The sequence below is a fragment of the Halomonas sp. KO116 genome (assembly GCF_000734975.2).
GTDB lineage: Bacteria > Pseudomonadota > Gammaproteobacteria > Pseudomonadales > Halomonadaceae > Vreelandella > Vreelandella glaciei.
Genome location: NZ_CP011052.1, coordinates 1,405,933 through 1,421,332, shown reverse-complemented (window position 1 = coordinate 1,421,332; position 15,400 = coordinate 1,405,933). Strand labels below are relative to the sequence as shown.

Sequence of the window (15,400 nt, the reverse complement as noted above, 5' to 3'; positions counted from 1 at the left end):
AAGCGCCGCCACGTCATCCACCTTTTACTACCTGAGAGTTGCGCAATGATCGCCACCGCCCGCACTGTTTTCCGGCCACTTATTCGGCTGGGCCTTATCCCGCAGATTTTAATCGGCATCGTTGCCGGGGTAGCACTCGCCCTGTTTGCGCCGGGCATTGCTAGCGACGTGGCACTGCTTGGCCAGCTATTTATCGCTGCTTTGCAGGCGGTGGCACCCATTTTGGTGTTTGTACTGGTAGCCGCAGCAATCTCTGCTCATCAAAAAGGCCAACCGACACACATTCGCCCCGTGCTGGTGCTGTATGTGGCGGGCACGCTGATCGCCGCGCTCATTGCGGTGGCGGCCAGCTTTCTATTTCCCACCGAACTCGCATTGAATGCAGGCCAAGTTGACGGCAGCCCGCCGGGGGATATTTTTAGCGTTCTACGCGACCTGTTGTTGAATGCGGTGGCCAACCCGGTTAGTGCACTGATGGAAGCTAACTTTATCGCTATTCTGGCCTGGGCTATCGGCCTGGGTTTGACCCTGCGTCAAGCTAGCGATACCACCCGCCAAGCGTTGAGTGATTTATCAGCAGCGATCACTCGCATCGTGACACTGGTGATTCGTTTAGCACCGCTGGGTATTTTTGGTTTGGTAGCAGGCACGCTGGCTGAATCTGGCGTTGAGGCGCTGCTCAACTACGCCCAGCTGCTAGGTGTGATTGTGGGCTGCATGCTGTTTGTCGCGCTAGTTAGCAACCCGCTGCTGGTTTACCTCACCACCCGGCAAAACCCTTACCCACTGGTGTTTACGTGCCTGCGGGGCAGTGCGATTACCGCCTTTTTCACCCGTAGCTCGGCCGCGAATATCCCGGTGAACCTGGAGCTATGCCGCCGCCTGAAGCTCGACCCTGACACCTACTCCATTTCCATTCCGCTGGGCGCGACGATCAATATGTGCGGTGCGGCCATTACCATTACGGTAATTACTCTAGCGACTACTCATACGCTAGGCATTAGCGTTGACTTCCCTACGGCGCTGCTACTGTGCGTGGTTTCAGCGCTGGCTGCCTGCGGCGTTTCAGGCGTGGCGGGCGGATCACTGATGCTGATTCCCATGGCCGCCAACCTGTTTGGCATTCCCACGGAAGTGGCCATGCAGGCGGTGGCGATCGGCTTTGTGATCAGCGTGGTGCAGGATTCCACCGAAACCGCGCTCAACTCCTCTACCGATGTGCTATTCACCGCTGCCGCTTGCCATTCTCAAGTGGCGAAGCGCTCTTAAGCGCTCCCCCTGGGGTGGCTGCTTATAACAGCCACTCCCCCATCGCGCTCATGCATCAACTATGTGAGGGTTTGTAAAGGCTCGCCAAACGCTCGCGCTCATCCTCTTCATAGAAGCTTGGGTCATCGAATAAATCGCGCTGGGTATCATCGAAGATCATTTCTAATGCCCCTGCACTACTTTGTACCATCGGCTCGAAGTGAGCCGTATGGGTAATCAAGGCCGTTACATGGCGGCGACGATAAATGGCGTAAATCCCCAGCAGGGTAAACACGCAGGCGATATAGACCGGCAGGCCGTGACTACCCACAGCCGTCATCAGCGACCCCGCCGCAATCGGCGCGACAGCACAGCCCGCACCGTGCATCACCAGCATATCCGCCGAGCCGGAGACAATTTCATCCGGGTGAAGCTGGTCGATCAATTGAGCCACCGCCAACGGATAAAGCGAAAACGCCAAACCACCCCAGATAAAATAGAGCCCCAGCAGCACTTCATGGCTGGGCGCAAAGGGCATCCCCGCGGCGATTAACGCCGCTAAGAGCACCACCCAGGTCATTACTCTGGGGCGGTCATGTTTGTCAGAAAAACGCCCAATCGGGATTTGTAGTAGTGCACCGCCAATAATCGCTACGCTCATCACCAGCCCAACGCCGCCAATATCAAACCCCAGCTGCGTCGCATACACCGGGGTCATCGACCAAAAAGCCCCCATCGCGAGCCCCGATAATGCCGCGGATGCCACGGCCAGCGGTGCAAAGCCCAACAGCGCCTTTAAGCTGCTTTTAGGGCGCTCAGGGATTGTAGGCTGCACGCGACGCGTCAGAGTAATCGGTAGCAGCGCCCAACTGATCAAAATAGCAATGACCACAAAGAGCAAAAAGCCTTGCGTTGAGGAGAGCCGCAGTAACTGCTGAGCAGTGGCTAAAGCGCCCAAGTTAACCACCATATAAACCGCGAAAATTCGCCCCCGCTCATGGCTAGCGGCTTGGCTATTTAGCCAGCTCTCAATCACGGTAATTAAGGTAATAAACGAAAGTCCGTAGACCACCCGCAACGGCAACCATACCCAAGGGTTAACAAAGATAAGGTGCAAAAGCGCTACCGATGCACAAATAGAGGCACAGAAGCCAAAGGTACGGATATGACCTATACGACGGATCAAGCGCCCGCTCACCCAGGTGCCGCAGATAAAGCCAACAAAGTAGCCGGACATGATTATCCCAAGCACCGCACTGGAAAAGCCCTCATCAGTCCCCCGCAGCGTTAGCAGCGTATTCAGCAAGCCGTTGCCCAGCAGCAACAACGCCACGCTCTGCAGTATCGATTTAACCGGTTTGAGCATTGCCAATGAACGCATTGCGTTTCCTCGCAGCAGACAACTTAAAGTTCATCAAAAAAGTTCATGCAGAAAGTAGATGCATAAAGAGTGCCACTGAAAGCGTTCACAATAACCGTTGACAAGCTAACGTTCTTTATATAGAACGTTCTATATAAAGAACAGCCGGACACCAGACGATGGATCAGCTCTCCCTAAGCACCTTAGGTCAACATTTACAGTCATTGCGATTAGCGCGGGGTTGGTCACTTTCTCAGTTAGCCCATGACGCGGGCATTGCCAAATCTAATTTGTGCCGTCTGGAGCAAGGGAACGGCAATCCAACGCTGGATACTATCTGGCGCTTGGCGGTGCAGCTCAACGTGCCTTTCGGCACAGTGGTGGCGCCCATTACCGTACCGCTAGGCGAAGATGGCGTACAAGTGCGCTTAATTGATCAAGGCAAAGATACCCCCCATGTGGATGCCTATTGGATGCGCTGCGCGCCCCACACCCTTCGCCGAGCCGAAGCCCATACCGCCGGCACTCGCGAATCGCTGACGTTGATTAGCGGTTGGCTTGAAGCCGGGCCAGAAGGGGCCACTACCCCGCTTCAGCCAGGAGATACGATTACCTTCGCCGCCGACCAGCCGCATCTTTATCGTACCCAAGAAGCAGAAGCCACCTTGATGATGACCATTACTTACGGCATAAAAGGCGAAACGCCATGAACCACTTTGCCAACCACTCCCCCATCCGCCACGCGTTCAAAGGCGTGCGGGAAGCCATTCCCCTGCTGGGTGGCTATATTCCTGTTTCGCTCTCGTTTGGGTTAGTCGCCACTCAGGCGGGGTTTAGCATGTGGGAAGCCGCCGCTATTTCAGCGCTGATTTACGCCGGCGCCTCGCAGTTTCTATTTGTTGGCATGGTGGCGGCGGGCTCTCCGCTTTGGCTGGTGATTGCGATGACGTTACTGATTAACGTACGCCATGTAGTTTACGGACCGAACCTGGCGGCTTTATTACCGCGCAGTCGCCACTGGCCCTGGCTGATGCATGGCTTAACCGACCAGGTATTTGCCCTGGCGCTTACGCGGCTTCCACAGTTGCCTGCCCCTGAACGATTTGGCTGGTTTGTCGGCGCATCGCTGCTGGCCTGGGGGGTGTGGATTATCGGCACCATGGTCGGCGCCACGGCGGGTGAAACGTTAACCGCCCGCTGGCCACTACTCGGTGAAGTGATGCCCTTCGCCCTACCCGCGCTGTTTCTGACCATGGTCGCGCCGCGCTTTACCGACAAACGCTGGGCATTGGCGCTGAGCTGCACCATTATCGCTGCGCTGTTGTTTACCTTTTTCGGTTGGAGCAACGTGGCCATTCCGCTGGCCGCCGCCTGCGGCGCGATCTGTTTCTATATGGTGAAGTTTCAAACGAGGAGATGTAACCCATGAGCAGTGCACTCTGGCTAGCCGTCGTGGTTTCAGCACTGGGAACTCTGCTCATGCGCGTAGTGCCTTTTCTATGGATGCAGCGCCGTTTAAACAGTGCGACCGGGATTAATAACATGCCCCAGTGGCTCGGCATTCTGGGCCCGTTGATGATTGCTGCGGTACTGGGTGTTTCTATCATGCCGGTTAACCCAAGCGCTGTTTCCTGGATCGCAACCGCAATTGGGTTATCGGTCACGTTGTTGGTTTGGTGGAAATTACGCTCACTAGGCTGGCCGGTGGCTGCTGGGGTAGCGGTATTTGGGCTAGTGCAGGTGATCGCCTACATTTGATAATGCTTTGCATTAGCTTTTACCTCATGCCATCATTCTGGCTCTTGTATTCGAGCCTATCGTAAAGTGACATTAATGTTAAAAGCGCGCACCCATCGCAGGAAGTTTTTAATGAGTGTGTTGCTGTTAACGGTGACAGCGCTCACTTCTTTTATAGCGGCTGCGGACACGCCGAACAGCCCACCTGAGCCGCCAAGCATTGTAACGCTCTACCAGGGCGCAACCGATAGCGCCGTCGCCCTTGGACTGACGCCTATTGGCGTGGTCGATTCCTGGCTGGAAAAGCCCATGTACCGCTATCTGCGTGATGCGCTTGATAGCGTCGAGCATGTGGGACTGGAAACTCAACCGAACCTGGAAAAGATTGCATGGCTTAATCCTGACCTGGTCATTGCCAGCGACTTTCGTCACGCGCAAATAGCACCGCTACTTAACGCTATTGCCCCCACGGTATCAGCGCCTACGGTGTTTAACTTCAAAACTACGCTCACGATGGTGGCTAATGCTACGGATCGCGAGGCTGAAGCCCGTGAGTTACTACAGCACTGGGACGCACGCGTTGTCGATTTTCGCCAGCAAATTGCCGTCAAGCTCGGCAGTGATTGGCCGCAAAAAGTGGCCGTGGTGCGTTTTAAAAGCGACCACGTACGTATCTATACCAGCGGCTTTGCAGGCTCGATTCTCAAGGAGCTGGGCTTTGAGCAACCGGAGACACTGCAAAGCCAGCGTTGGGGAATGAAGCTTTCCAGTACTGAAAACATTCCGGTGCTGGATGCCGATGCCCTGTTTATTCTGCTTGAGCCAGATGACCCTGCGATAGCGGATAATTACCAGCACTGGGCCTCCCACCCTCTCTGGCAACAACTCTCAGCGGTACAAAGCGGGCGCGTATTTGAAGTTGATCCGGTCAGTTGGATGATGGGCGGCGGCATATTGGCGGCCAACGCTATGCTGGATGATTTATATAGCCGATATGGGTTGTTGCAGCCCGGCGCGGCGCAGCATCAAGCTTGCCTGACTCGCTCCTCAGATCATGGGAAGCCTGCTTCATGTTAAACAGCGCCGCTGCAAAAACTCTTGGCCTGCTTCTCGGCGCGCTGGTGGCGCTAGGCGCTTTCTTTGCCAGCGTTATGTTAGGCACAACGGAGATCGCTCTCTCTTCTCTGTTCCGTTCGCTCACCCATTATGATCCTACCAACATCGCCCACATCATTCTTTTAACTGAACGCTTACCCCGTGCGGTGGTTGCCGCGCTGGTGGGTGCTAGCTTGGCAATTGCCGGCGCACTGATGCAGACCATGACGCGCAACCCGTTGGCGTCACCGGGCATTTTGGGCATTAACGCTGGTGCAATGTTTTTTGTGGTGGTCGCGGTCTCCTTGCTACCGCTGCACACCCCCGCTCACTACATTTGGGCAGCCCTTCTGGGCGCACTCGTTGCGGCCATACTGGTAGTTTTGCTCAGCCGAGGGTCTCATGGCGAACTTTCCCCACTACGGGTTGTGCTGGCAGGCGTGGCGGTAACGGCGATGTTTGTGTCATTCAGCCAGGGGCTGTTGGTGATTGATCAGCAAAGTTTTGAAAGCGTGCTCTACTGGCTGGCAGGCTCGGTGTCGGGGCGCGATCTTTCATTAGTAGCGCCCTTACTGCCACTTTTTGGCGCAGCACTGCTACTCAGCGCACTGCTGGTACGTCACGCCAATGCCCTTTTGTTAGGGGATGACATGGTCACCGGGCTCGGCATGCAGGCCACCACCATCAAGCTGCTGCTCGGGCTAATTGTGATTGTGCTAGCGGGTAGCTCCGTGGCACTGGCGGGCATGATTGGTTTTGTCGGCCTGATTGTGCCCCACATGGCACGGGGAATATTTGGCATTGACCATCGCTGGCTGCTGCCGGCCTGCGCGCTCTTGGGTGCCTGTTTGCTGCTGCTGGCCGATCTGGGCTCGCGCTTTTTAATGCCACCCCAGGAGATCCCGGTCGGCGTGATGACTGCGCTGATCGGCACGCCCTTCTTTATCTATCTGGCACGATGCAAAATGGCTGGCCAATGAGAGCAGACGCTACGTTAACCCTCAACAGCGTAGTAAACAGCGACAGTCATCGCTTACTGCGTCGCCTGCTGATACTAAGCTTTTTATTGCTAGCAAGCGCCGGGCTGTCGCTCTGTTTAGGCAGTTTTCCTACGCCACCTCTGCAGGTGCTAAACACGCTGGCGGCCCCACAGAGTAGCGATATTGCCTTTATTATTTGGGAGCTGCGGCTGCCACGCATTGCGCTGGCGATACTGGTCGGCGCCGCCCTGGCGATAGCAGGCGCGATTCTGCAAAGCATCGTGCGTAACCCGCTGGCGTCACCGGATGTGATCGGCATTACCAGCGGAGCGGCGCTGGCGGCAGTGGTGTTCCTGTCGCTGCTCAGCTCGACACTGAGCATCCACTGGCTGCCCGTTGCGGCCATGCTGGGAGCACTGGTTTCTGCATTGCTGGTAGTTAGCCTTGCTTGGAAAAGCGGCATTAGCCCATCGCGCATGGTGCTAGTCGGCATTGGCCTGGCCGCGGCCATGGGCGCTGGCACCACCCTGTTAATCGTGATCAGCGATGACTCTGCCGCCATGACCGCCTATGTATGGCTCACCGGTAGCCTTTATGCGGCACAATGGAACGATGTGTGGGGGCTATTGCCGTGGCTAGTCGTCGCGGTGCCTATTAGCCTACTATTCGCCCGCCATGCGGATGCCATGGCCCTAGGTGATAGCGTTGCCGAAGGGCTTGGGGTGGCGATTCTGCGCAGCAGATTGGCATTGCTGGCCTGCAGCGTGGCACTGGCCGGGGCCGCCGTGGCGTTTGCCGGCGGCTTAAGCTTTGTAGGCTTAATTGCGCCCCACTTGGCGGCCAAGCTGGTGGGGCGCAACCTAGCCCGCTTGGTGCCTGCATCAGCGCTGGTTGGCGCCTTGATTGTGCTGTACGCAGACCTGCTGGGTCGGGTAGCGTTTTTGCCCAAAGATTTACCTGCGGGCATCTTTGTTGCCGGGATAGGCGCGCCCTTCTTCGTTTATTTACTGCATAAATCGCGAGCTCGCTTTTAAAGCGAATTGACGAAAAAAAGCGGCGCCCCAAAGACACCGCCAAACAGTAACGAGCATAGAAAGCGGTTAATTAGAAATCTAGCTGATACCCCAGCGTGAAGGTGCGGCCTCGCCCAGTGAAGTAGTACTCGTCGCTGATGCGTGCGGCTTGGGAGTAGTAGGTGATGTAGTCTTCATCGGTTAGGTTTTCGATACCTACTGACACCCTACCGGTGGGCAGGCGATAAGCTAGAGAAGCATCTACTAGGCCGTATCCGTCAAAATCAAGCTCAGGATTATCGACGCTGCGATCAAAGTAGTAACTACCCTGTAAGCGCGTAGAGACGCGGTCATTCCAGGTAGCACTCCAGCCCAGCTTGAGCGTATCCGGGGCAATATTGATGCCGGTGAGCTTGGTGTCTACGCTGCCGTCGCCATCCTGATCCGATTCGCCCTCGGTGTGGGCATAAGAAAGCGATAGATCGTGCTTATCCGCCACCTGCATGTCGCCGGTAACCTCAACACCTTGAATCTCAGTCTTCTCCCGGCTACCTACCCAGGTGCCATTCTGCTCGGTAAGCCGCTGGCCGTAATCCGAGTTGGACTCGTAGTAGCTGATCTCTAGCCCGTAGCCATCCCAGTCAAAACGCGCGCCGATTTCCCGGTTATCGGTCACGATAGGCTGAAGTTGCAGCAGGGTATCCACATCCTGGCCCGCCGTGCTAATACCCCGCAGCACCCGTCCCACGTCGGGCATGCCAAACCCTTCCGAGTAGTTGGCATACAGCTGTGCCCAATCGGTGGCTTGATAGGTTAAGCCGACGTTATACAGCGTCTCATCGTAGCTTGGATTGCCACCATCAACGGTAACGTTGTCTTGAGTAACGTTGCTGCGGTCAATGGTCTGAAAGGTGTCCACCTCAAGCTCAGCATGCTCGTGACGCACCCCTGCGTGCAGTGTGAGCGGCTCCGCGAGCTTAAACTGGCCCTGCAGGAAAGGCGCCACATTACGATAGCGGCTTTCCGGCACATAGGTGCGCCCGGTATGCACCAGCATCTGTCTTGTCTCATCTTCCAGCACATCCAAACCCACCGTCACACCTAAACGGTCGTCCAGCATGCCATCTCGGTTCAAGGTGAATTTGGCCCCCTGTTTATCGGACTCATTGCGCGTTTGGTCGTATTGGGTATCCCCCGCGCTATCCAGATAGGGGAAATACGGGGTGGTGGCGAAGCGGGCACGAAAGCGCTGGTGATAGACCTGGGCATCCAGCTCGTTACCAAACCAATCCGCGTGGGAGTATGCAAGCCGCGCCGAGGTCACTTCATTAAATCCAGGCTCGCCGTCACGGCTGCCTTTGCGCGCCGTGGTCGGAATACCAGCGGAACGGTCTCCTGCTACCGGCACGTAGTCGTTACCCTCTTCCAAATCGAAGTGGTTAATCGAGGCCTCAATATTCTGGTTGTCGTCGATCCAATAACCCAGTTTGCCGAAAAGATCGTAGCTTTCCGAGTTTTGCAGCTCGCCTGGTTAGGCGATACCGACAACCTCATCGTTACCATCGTAAAAGAGCCCACGCTCCTGACGTGTCGCTGCGGCAACGAAATCCCAGTCGCCTTGCTGGCCGCTAATGCGGTAGTCCAGCTTGTGGCCCAACCCATCCGACTGGAGATCATCATCCATGGTCAGGCTAATGCCTGCGTGCTGGCTAATGCCTCCGCCCTCGGCACGCCGGGTCACCAGGTTGATCAAGCCACCCGTAGCGCCCAAACCATGCTCGGCGCTGGCGCCGTGGATTACTTCAATACGCTCAACCATGGAAAGGTCAATGGTATAGCTATCCCGCGCGCTGTCGCGCAAAGGGTTGGACTGCGGTACTCCGTCAATCAGGAACAGGGCATCGCGGCCGCGGAATGTTTCGCCCCCGTTCGAGAGCTTTTGTCGGCTGGGAGAGTAAGAGGGAATAAGGTTACTGAGCACCTGGCCTGGGTCATCAGTAATCGCCAGCTGCTGCTCGATCTGTTCACGGGTAATGATCGTAACCCGCTGCGGCGTTTGGCCCGCTTCGCTATGGCTACGGCTGGCCGTGACCACCATGGTCGAGTCGGTATCACTGGCGCCACTTTGCGGTTCTGTGGAAGCAGACTCCTGTCCATAAGCGTGACTGGCAGCTACCAAACCTGCGAGTGTCACCGTAGGCCAAAATACCTGACGTTTCTTAGTGTACATCTAGTTTTTATCCCCTTGCTTTTGAATGAACCTTTTCTTCAAAACGTAATCTACATCTAAATGATAATGATTATTTTATACGTATGAGAACACAAAGGTCTACTCAACTGGAGCGAACCGTTCGTTAAATTGCTGACTTGACAGTCGCAAATATTGAAAATGAGAATATTTTAGCTTACGGTTCTGCCTGTTTTAATAACCCTATGAGCACATCCATGGCCCACTCTTCCCATCCCCATCAGCCACCTCGCTTAAAGGGCGAAGCGCTGCACGCAGGCTACGACAATCGACGTGTACTGGATGGTGTCGACATCGCGATTGAGGAAGGCAAGCTCACCGTGCTGCTGGGGCCCAATGGGAGTGGCAAGTCGACGCTGCTAAAAACCCTTGCGCGCACACTCACACCCACTGGCGGGAATGTGTATTTGGACGGCAAGGATATCCATCGCAGCAAGACGCGGGAGGTCGCCAAGCGCTTGGGGATTCTGCCCCAGGGCCCGGTAGCGCCCGAAGGGCTGAGCGTAAAGCAGTTAGTGGGGATGGGAAGATTTCCGCATCAGGGGTTATGGCAGAAAAATGCTCAGCAGGACGCCGATGCCATTCGCGAAGCGATGGCCTTTACCCATGTGACTGAATTTGCTGATCGCTACGTAGACGCTCTTTCCGGCGGCCAGCGCCAGCGCTGCTGGATTGCCATGGTGCTGGCCCAGCAAACCGACCTGATTCTGCTTGATGAGCCCACGACGTTTCTGGATCTGAAGGTACAGGTAGATTTGCTAGAGCTACTCTCGCGCCTAGCCCATGAGAAAGGCCGCACCCTGCTACTGGTACTCCACGACCTCAACTTGGCTGCTGCCTACGCTGATCAGTTAGTGATGATGTGCGATGGCCGTATCGTCACCAGCGGCGGGCCTAGCGAAGTCTTTACCACAACCAATCTCAATCGCGTATTCGACCTGGATGCCCATGTGATCCAAGACCCCGAAAGCGGCAGCCCGATTTGTGTGCCGCTTAAACGGCGCCAAGCCGCCAGCGAGCCAGGGGTGGTTGTTTAGCAACGCTGTGCAGGTGAGCCAAGGTGAGAGGAATTCACTCAAGCACAAAAAAGCCCGGCAATAGGCCGGGCCTTTAGAACATTAACGCCTTACCAGCTGTATTTCACGCTGCCAATCACGCTGCGGGATTCGCCGTAGTAGCACCAGTATTCACAGCTTGCTACGTACTCTTTATCGGTGAGGTTATTAACGTTGACCTGAGCTTCCCAACCCTCGGCAAACTCATAGCCCACCATCGCATCAACCAGCGTATAACTATCCACTTCTGTGTTGTCCGCGACGCTGGTATCAACGGTGCTGCCTACATAACGCACACCACCGCCAAGAGTAATGCCATTCAATGCACCGCCGGTAAAGGCATAATCCAGCCAGGTAGAGGCTTGATGACGCGGGATTAACGGCGCGCGATCATCGTCTTCTAAGCGAGAATCTGTATAGGTGTAAGCTGCCGTAACTTTTAACGCATCGGTTAGATAGCCAACGCCTTCCAACTCAAAGCCCTGCGAGGTGCGTTCACCTTCTTGCACCTGGAAGCCTGCTGGAGAGTTAACCAGCGTATTGCTTTCTTCCAAATCAAATAACGCCGCCGTTACGTAACCATCCCAACCAAAGGGAGCTACCTTAACGCCGGCTTCCCACTGACGACCTTCACGGGGGTCGTAAAGATCACCAGCGCTGTCAACGCGACCGACTGGGTCAAACGACTCGGTATAGCTGATATAAGGGTTTACACCGTTTTCACCCAGATACATTGCACCGCCTGACCAAGAAACTTGATCATCATCTGAACGCTGAGTCGATCCCGCCGTTACGTTACGGTTATCAGTTTCGGCTTGGTCATAGCGTACGCCGCCCAACAGCACCCAACGGTCATCGATACGAAGCTGATTTTGAGCATATAAACCAGTCTGCTCTTTATCGATTTCTCGTGTTAACAGATCTTCCTGGGCGATTGGCGTAAAGTTGCCGTAGGTTGGGTTAAAAATGTCAATCGGCTCACCGAACGCGTAGTCGTCCCCTTCCTGACCACGCAGGCTTAGGTTCTGATAATCAACGCCCAGCAGTAATGTGTTCTCAGTGCGATCACCGTACCAGGTACCTACCATGCGATTATCGACGGTCCAGCTATCGATAGAACCGTCACGATATACCAACCCTCTTGAAGCACGGCGATCATCGACCATAAAAAGCGCATAGGTGCTGCGCAGCTCAAGATCTAACTCGCTATAGCGTAAATCTTGTTCAAATGCCCAGGTGTCATTAAGGTCATGACGAAGCTCATAGCCTAACCCCCACTGAGTCCGCGTATCCTTATCGTAGCCTGGCTCGCTCAAATTGGTCTGAGGGTCGACCCGGCCGAAAGGTGTATCTTGTACGGTGCCGTAGGGTAGTTTAAATCCGTTAACCGGAACGCCGTCATCTTTTTGCACGCTGGCTAAAAAGGTAACAGTCGTATCTTCGCTAAAATCAACCGCTAGGCTTGGCGCAAAGTAGTAGCGTTCGTTATCCGTGGAGTCTAAATCGCCATCCCGCTCTTTGTAGAGACCCACTAGGCGATAGCGTACATCATCTGACTCACCCAACGGCCCGCTGGTATCAATCCCTACTTGGCGATGGTTGCGGTTACCAAGCTGCAAATTAACTTCCCCTTGGGGAGTTTCGGTAGGGCGTTTGCTAACCGCATTGATCAAGCCACCAGGAGGCGCCTCGCCGTAGAGAATCGATGAGGGCCCTTTAAAGACATCCACCCGTTCAAGGCCATAAGGCTCGGGTAGCCACTGATAGAACCCTTCACGGTAGATCCGTAGACCATCTTGATAAGTAGACTGATCAAAACCACGAACCTTGAACCAATCGGTATTGTTATCGCTACCATAGTGGCCCGACAAAACGCCCGCCCGATAACGGAACGATTCATCTAACTGCTGAACGTTACGGGTTTCTAACTCTTCACGGTCAACGCTCGAAACCGGGCGCGGCGTTTCTACCAGCGGCGTGTCCACCTTCAGCGCGGTAGCAGTTACTACCACGGTATCATTGGAAGTAGTCTCTTCCTGAGCATAGGCAGATGTGCAAAGGAGCACCGCGGTAACGGGGATCAGCGCGGATATTGAGCGCGCCAAGGGGCGACGAGCAAACGGCAGACGAGGCATGGGCAGGACTCAGTTAGAATTAGCGACAAGAAGCAGAATAAATATCATGATAATAGTTGTTATTAGCATTTATGATAGCGCTATTGAGTTGTTTTGATCAATGCTTCGCGGCGGGAATTTTGAGTGGTTTCTAATAATGGATCAATCAAGTGCAAGGGAAAATCAATCATGTATCTCGACTGCCACGAGTCTGATGGCAATCGAAATTTGAGAAGAGAGACGCCGCGTTCCCTGCGGCGCGAAGTGCAACATCCTGCTTAGGCATATCCGCTGCCACACTCATAGGTACCCTAAAGCGTATATTCAAAAGTGACTGTACACTGGCGAACACGGGATGAGAAAAATCCTTTACCGTCTAAGCTTTATTGATACGGCTCGCATTTTCGATACTTACCAAGCTTCCTTATGTGCGTCAGTGTACAGAGTTTGCCTATCGCCACTTTATATTTAGCGGCATGATGTTTAACGACTTGAGATATCAGGAAAAAGTACTTGAAAACGAGCATTCTACACAGGCGATGTGTATTAGAAGCTGAGCGATAGCCAGCAAAGGGGGAAGAGATTCAATGCTTGAACTTAGCAATTTCCAGCAGAATGCCCTGCTAGGTCTGCTGCCGGAAGAGGAGCTTTCACGTTTATTACCCCATTTAGAAAGGGTAACGCTAACATTAGGCCAATCGCTGTCTGAGTCTGGGCAGCAAATGAAGTATGTCTATTTTCCGCTGGATTCCATCGTCTCGTTGCTGTGTGTAATGGAAAACGGCGCCTCTACAGAAATCGCTGTTGTCGGCCATGAAGGGGTTGTTGGCGTATCACTGTTCATGGGCGGTGAGACCACACCCAGTCGAGCGATTGTTCAAAGTGCTGGGCTGGCGTACCGCCTTAAAGGCCAACTACTCAAGAACGAATTCTACCGCGCTGGCCCCATGCAACGGCTGCTGCTCCGCTACACCCAAGCTCTGCTAACACAGATGGCTCAAACGGCGGTATGCAATCGCCACCACAGCGTTGACCAGCAGCTATGTCGCTGGCTACTCCTCAGCCTTGACCGCCTACCGGGCGATGAATTGGTCATGACGCAAGAGCTGATTGCCAACATGCTGGGCGTTCGTCGTGAGGGAGTCACTGAATCGGCGGGCAAACTTCAGCGAGCCGGTCTTATCTCTTACAACCGTGGGCGTATCAAGGTTATTGACCGACCAGGACTAGAGGCACGGGTTTGCGAGTGCTATGCCGTTGTCAAAGATGAATACTACCGTCTGTTAAATCACCATAATGTGATGTGAATAAAAGGCAGCATCCCTTTTAAAACAGGCATTATCCCGCTATGTACGCTAGCGTGCCGACCTTAATTGACTCACTGTTAATATGCAGACAGTTCGTCAGCGAGCAATGACGGCCTATCTGCAGCCGACATCAAAATGATAGATAACGTCATTATGCCGTTTGCCAGGTTCCTATAACCGGAGAGGCACATGACGTCTATTTTAAACGTTCCAAATGCCAACCAACTGCTTGCAGGGCTTCCGGCTATCGAACGGAATGCGTTTATGACGGCGTGTGAAAGCGTTGAGCTGCAGTTTGGCGAAGTGCTCCTCCAGCCCAGGAACCTATTACCCACATTTACTTCCCAATCGACAGTTTTATTTCCCTGATTATCGTCATTGTTAATAACCACCGATTAGAGGTAGCGATGGCGGGCCGTGAAGGTATGCTCGGTAGCTCCCTGGTGCTCGGCGTCGAAGAGACCCCACTGCTCGCTCTGGTACAAGGTTCAGGTTCAGCCCTACGCCTCACCGCGGACAGCTTTCAGCGGCTTCTCTTGCATAGCCCGGTATTACATCAGCGCCTGAAGCGATATCTCTATGTGGTAATGAATCAACTGGCCACCTCTTCGACCTGTAATCATTTCCACCGCATTGAAGCGCGCCTAGCCCGGTGGCTACTGATGACCCAAGACCGCGCCGAAACGGACCAACTGCAGTTAACCCATAAATTTCTAACCATAATGCTCGGCGTAAGACGGGCGGGTATGATACTGGCGGCGATAGCCCTGCAGGCGCGTGGCTTGATTCGTTATCAACGCGGCGCGATCAAAGTGATTGATCGGCCGGGCCTGATTGAAGCGTCCTGCGAATGCTATAGCGTCGATTGCGCGCTCTATACCAAAATGCTGCCGGTTTTTATAACCGTGATGGAGTTGGCTAAATTACATCAGCTCTCATACTCGACTTGTCCGTGCAATTCCCCTTGGAACTTGTAAAACACTAAAGATAAAAACCCGCTATGGCGGGTTTTCAAAAAAGATCATCGTCAAATGAACAGGCATTATGCACAAGTCACCCCTGATCATTTGACGGAAGCCGTCACGTACGGCCCGAAGATATTCGGTTGACACTTGGTTGCCACTTTGATGAAAAGTACAGCGAGGAGGGGATAAAGCGAGGATAAGTCATTGAAAAGTGGTGGGCCCAGTAGGACTTGAACCTACGACCAAGGGATTATGAGTGCAACCAAACAAACTTTGGG

At 54.3% G+C, this 15,400-nt stretch carries 12 protein-coding genes and 1 pseudogene; 10 read left to right on the top strand and 3 right to left on the bottom strand.

Annotation, left to right across the window (positions count from 1 at the left end; translation table 11 throughout):
- Positions 1 to 45: 45 nt before the first annotated feature.
- On the top strand, positions 46 to 1,269 hold the full coding sequence (gene sstT / locus KO116_RS06580; protein ID WP_035559820.1) for a serine/threonine transporter SstT: 1,224 nt from the start codon (positions 46 to 48) through the stop codon (positions 1,267 to 1,269).
- Positions 1,270 to 1,324: 55 nt separating this feature from the next.
- On the opposite strand, the gene KO116_RS06575 is transcribed toward sstT, so the two are convergent.
- Positions 1,325 to 2,629: an MFS transporter gene (locus KO116_RS06575; protein WP_035559817.1), complete on the bottom strand. Its 1,305-nt coding sequence runs from the start codon at positions 2,627 to 2,629 to the stop codon at positions 1,325 to 1,327.
- Positions 2,630 to 2,787: 158 nt separating this feature from the next.
- Here KO116_RS06575 and KO116_RS06570 point away from each other — a divergent pair, with 158 nt between their 5' ends.
- From KO116_RS06570 to KO116_RS06545, 6 genes are all read left to right on the top strand, one after another.
- Positions 2,788 to 3,318, top strand: a complete 531-nt coding sequence (locus KO116_RS06570) for a helix-turn-helix domain-containing protein (protein ID WP_035559814.1) — start codon at positions 2,788 to 2,790, stop codon at positions 3,316 to 3,318.
- Positions 3,315 to 4,037 carry an AzlC family ABC transporter permease gene (locus tag KO116_RS06565; protein WP_035559812.1) on the top strand — a complete coding sequence of 241 codons (723 nt, stop codon included), beginning with the start codon at positions 3,315 to 3,317 and terminating at the stop codon, positions 4,035 to 4,037. The genes KO116_RS06570 and KO116_RS06565 overlap by 4 nt, the downstream gene beginning before the upstream one ends.
- Positions 4,034 to 4,366 carry an AzlD domain-containing protein gene (locus KO116_RS06560; protein ID WP_035559810.1) on the top strand — a complete coding sequence of 111 codons (333 nt, stop codon included), beginning with the start codon at positions 4,034 to 4,036 and terminating at the stop codon, positions 4,364 to 4,366. The genes KO116_RS06565 and KO116_RS06560 overlap by 4 nt, the downstream gene beginning before the upstream one ends.
- 111 nt (positions 4,367 to 4,477) lie before the next feature.
- Positions 4,478 to 5,422, top strand: a complete 945-nt coding sequence (locus KO116_RS06555; protein ID WP_374730574.1) for an ABC transporter substrate-binding protein — start codon at positions 4,478 to 4,480, stop codon at positions 5,420 to 5,422.
- Complete coding sequence (locus KO116_RS06550; RefSeq protein WP_035559808.1) at positions 5,416 to 6,420, top strand: FecCD family ABC transporter permease; 1,005 nt, start codon at positions 5,416 to 5,418, stop codon at positions 6,418 to 6,420. The genes KO116_RS06555 and KO116_RS06550 overlap by 7 nt, the downstream gene beginning before the upstream one ends.
- Entirely contained in the window at positions 6,417 to 7,454 is a 1,038-nt protein-coding gene (locus tag KO116_RS06545; protein WP_035559805.1) for a FecCD family ABC transporter permease, read from the top strand. Before KO116_RS06550 ends, KO116_RS06545 begins: the two co-directional genes overlap by 4 nt.
- 70 nt (positions 7,455 to 7,524) lie before the next feature.
- On the opposite strand, the pseudogene KO116_RS06540 reads toward KO116_RS06545, so the two are convergent.
- Positions 7,525 to 9,663 (bottom strand): annotated as a pseudogene (locus tag KO116_RS06540) (TonB-dependent receptor).
- A 215-nt stretch (positions 9,664 to 9,878) separates the two neighbouring features.
- On the opposite strand from KO116_RS06540, the gene KO116_RS06535 reads away from it, so the two are divergent.
- Positions 9,879 to 10,718 (top strand): ABC transporter ATP-binding protein, encoded by an 840-nt coding sequence (locus tag KO116_RS06535; RefSeq protein WP_035559802.1) that lies wholly within the window; start codon positions 9,879 to 9,881, stop codon positions 10,716 to 10,718.
- 89 nt (positions 10,719 to 10,807) lie between these two features.
- Here KO116_RS06535 and KO116_RS06530 read toward each other — a convergent pair whose 3' ends face one another.
- Positions 10,808 to 12,871, bottom strand: a complete 2,064-nt coding sequence (locus KO116_RS06530) for a TonB-dependent siderophore receptor (RefSeq protein ID WP_035559799.1) — start codon at positions 12,869 to 12,871, stop codon at positions 10,808 to 10,810.
- A 566-nt stretch (positions 12,872 to 13,437) separates the two neighbouring features.
- Here KO116_RS06530 and KO116_RS06525 point away from each other — a divergent pair.
- Both KO116_RS06525 and KO116_RS06520 read left to right on the top strand, forming a co-directional pair.
- Positions 13,438 to 14,157 (top strand): Crp/Fnr family transcriptional regulator, encoded by a 720-nt coding sequence (locus KO116_RS06525; RefSeq protein ID WP_035559797.1) that lies wholly within the window; start codon positions 13,438 to 13,440, stop codon positions 14,155 to 14,157.
- A gap of 407 nt (positions 14,158 to 14,564) precedes the next feature.
- Complete coding sequence (locus KO116_RS06520) at positions 14,565 to 15,134, top strand: Crp/Fnr family transcriptional regulator (protein ID WP_235272516.1); 570 nt, start codon at positions 14,565 to 14,567, stop codon at positions 15,132 to 15,134.
- The last annotated feature ends 266 nt before the right edge of the window (positions 15,135 to 15,400 follow it).

What these genes read in the sequence shown, in the direction of transcription:
- sstT (WP_035559820.1), top strand. Translation starts at nt 46, where the DNA reads ATGATCGCCACCGCCCGCACTGTTTTCCGGCCACTTATTCGGCTGGGC.
- KO116_RS06575 (WP_035559817.1), bottom strand. Translation starts at nt 2,629, where the DNA reads ATGCGTTCATTGGCAATGCTCAAACCGGTTAAATCGATACTGCAGAGC.
- KO116_RS06570 (WP_035559814.1), top strand. Translation starts at nt 2,788, where the DNA reads ATGGATCAGCTCTCCCTAAGCACCTTAGGTCAACATTTACAGTCATTG.
- KO116_RS06565 (WP_035559812.1), top strand. Translation starts at nt 3,315, where the DNA reads ATGAACCACTTTGCCAACCACTCCCCCATCCGCCACGCGTTCAAAGGC.
- KO116_RS06560 (WP_035559810.1), top strand. Translation starts at nt 4,034, where the DNA reads ATGAGCAGTGCACTCTGGCTAGCCGTCGTGGTTTCAGCACTGGGAACT.
- KO116_RS06555 (WP_374730574.1), top strand. Translation starts at nt 4,478, where the DNA reads ATGAGTGTGTTGCTGTTAACGGTGACAGCGCTCACTTCTTTTATAGCG.
- KO116_RS06550 (WP_035559808.1), top strand. Translation starts at nt 5,416, where the DNA reads ATGTTAAACAGCGCCGCTGCAAAAACTCTTGGCCTGCTTCTCGGCGCG.
- KO116_RS06545 (WP_035559805.1), top strand. Translation starts at nt 6,417, where the DNA reads ATGAGAGCAGACGCTACGTTAACCCTCAACAGCGTAGTAAACAGCGAC.
- KO116_RS06535 (WP_035559802.1), top strand. Translation starts at nt 9,879, where the DNA reads ATGGCCCACTCTTCCCATCCCCATCAGCCACCTCGCTTAAAGGGCGAA.
- KO116_RS06530 (WP_035559799.1), bottom strand. Translation starts at nt 12,871, where the DNA reads ATGCCTCGTCTGCCGTTTGCTCGTCGCCCCTTGGCGCGCTCAATATCC.
- KO116_RS06525 (WP_035559797.1), top strand. Translation starts at nt 13,438, where the DNA reads ATGCTTGAACTTAGCAATTTCCAGCAGAATGCCCTGCTAGGTCTGCTG.
- KO116_RS06520 (WP_235272516.1), top strand. Translation starts at nt 14,565, where the DNA reads ATGGCGGGCCGTGAAGGTATGCTCGGTAGCTCCCTGGTGCTCGGCGTC.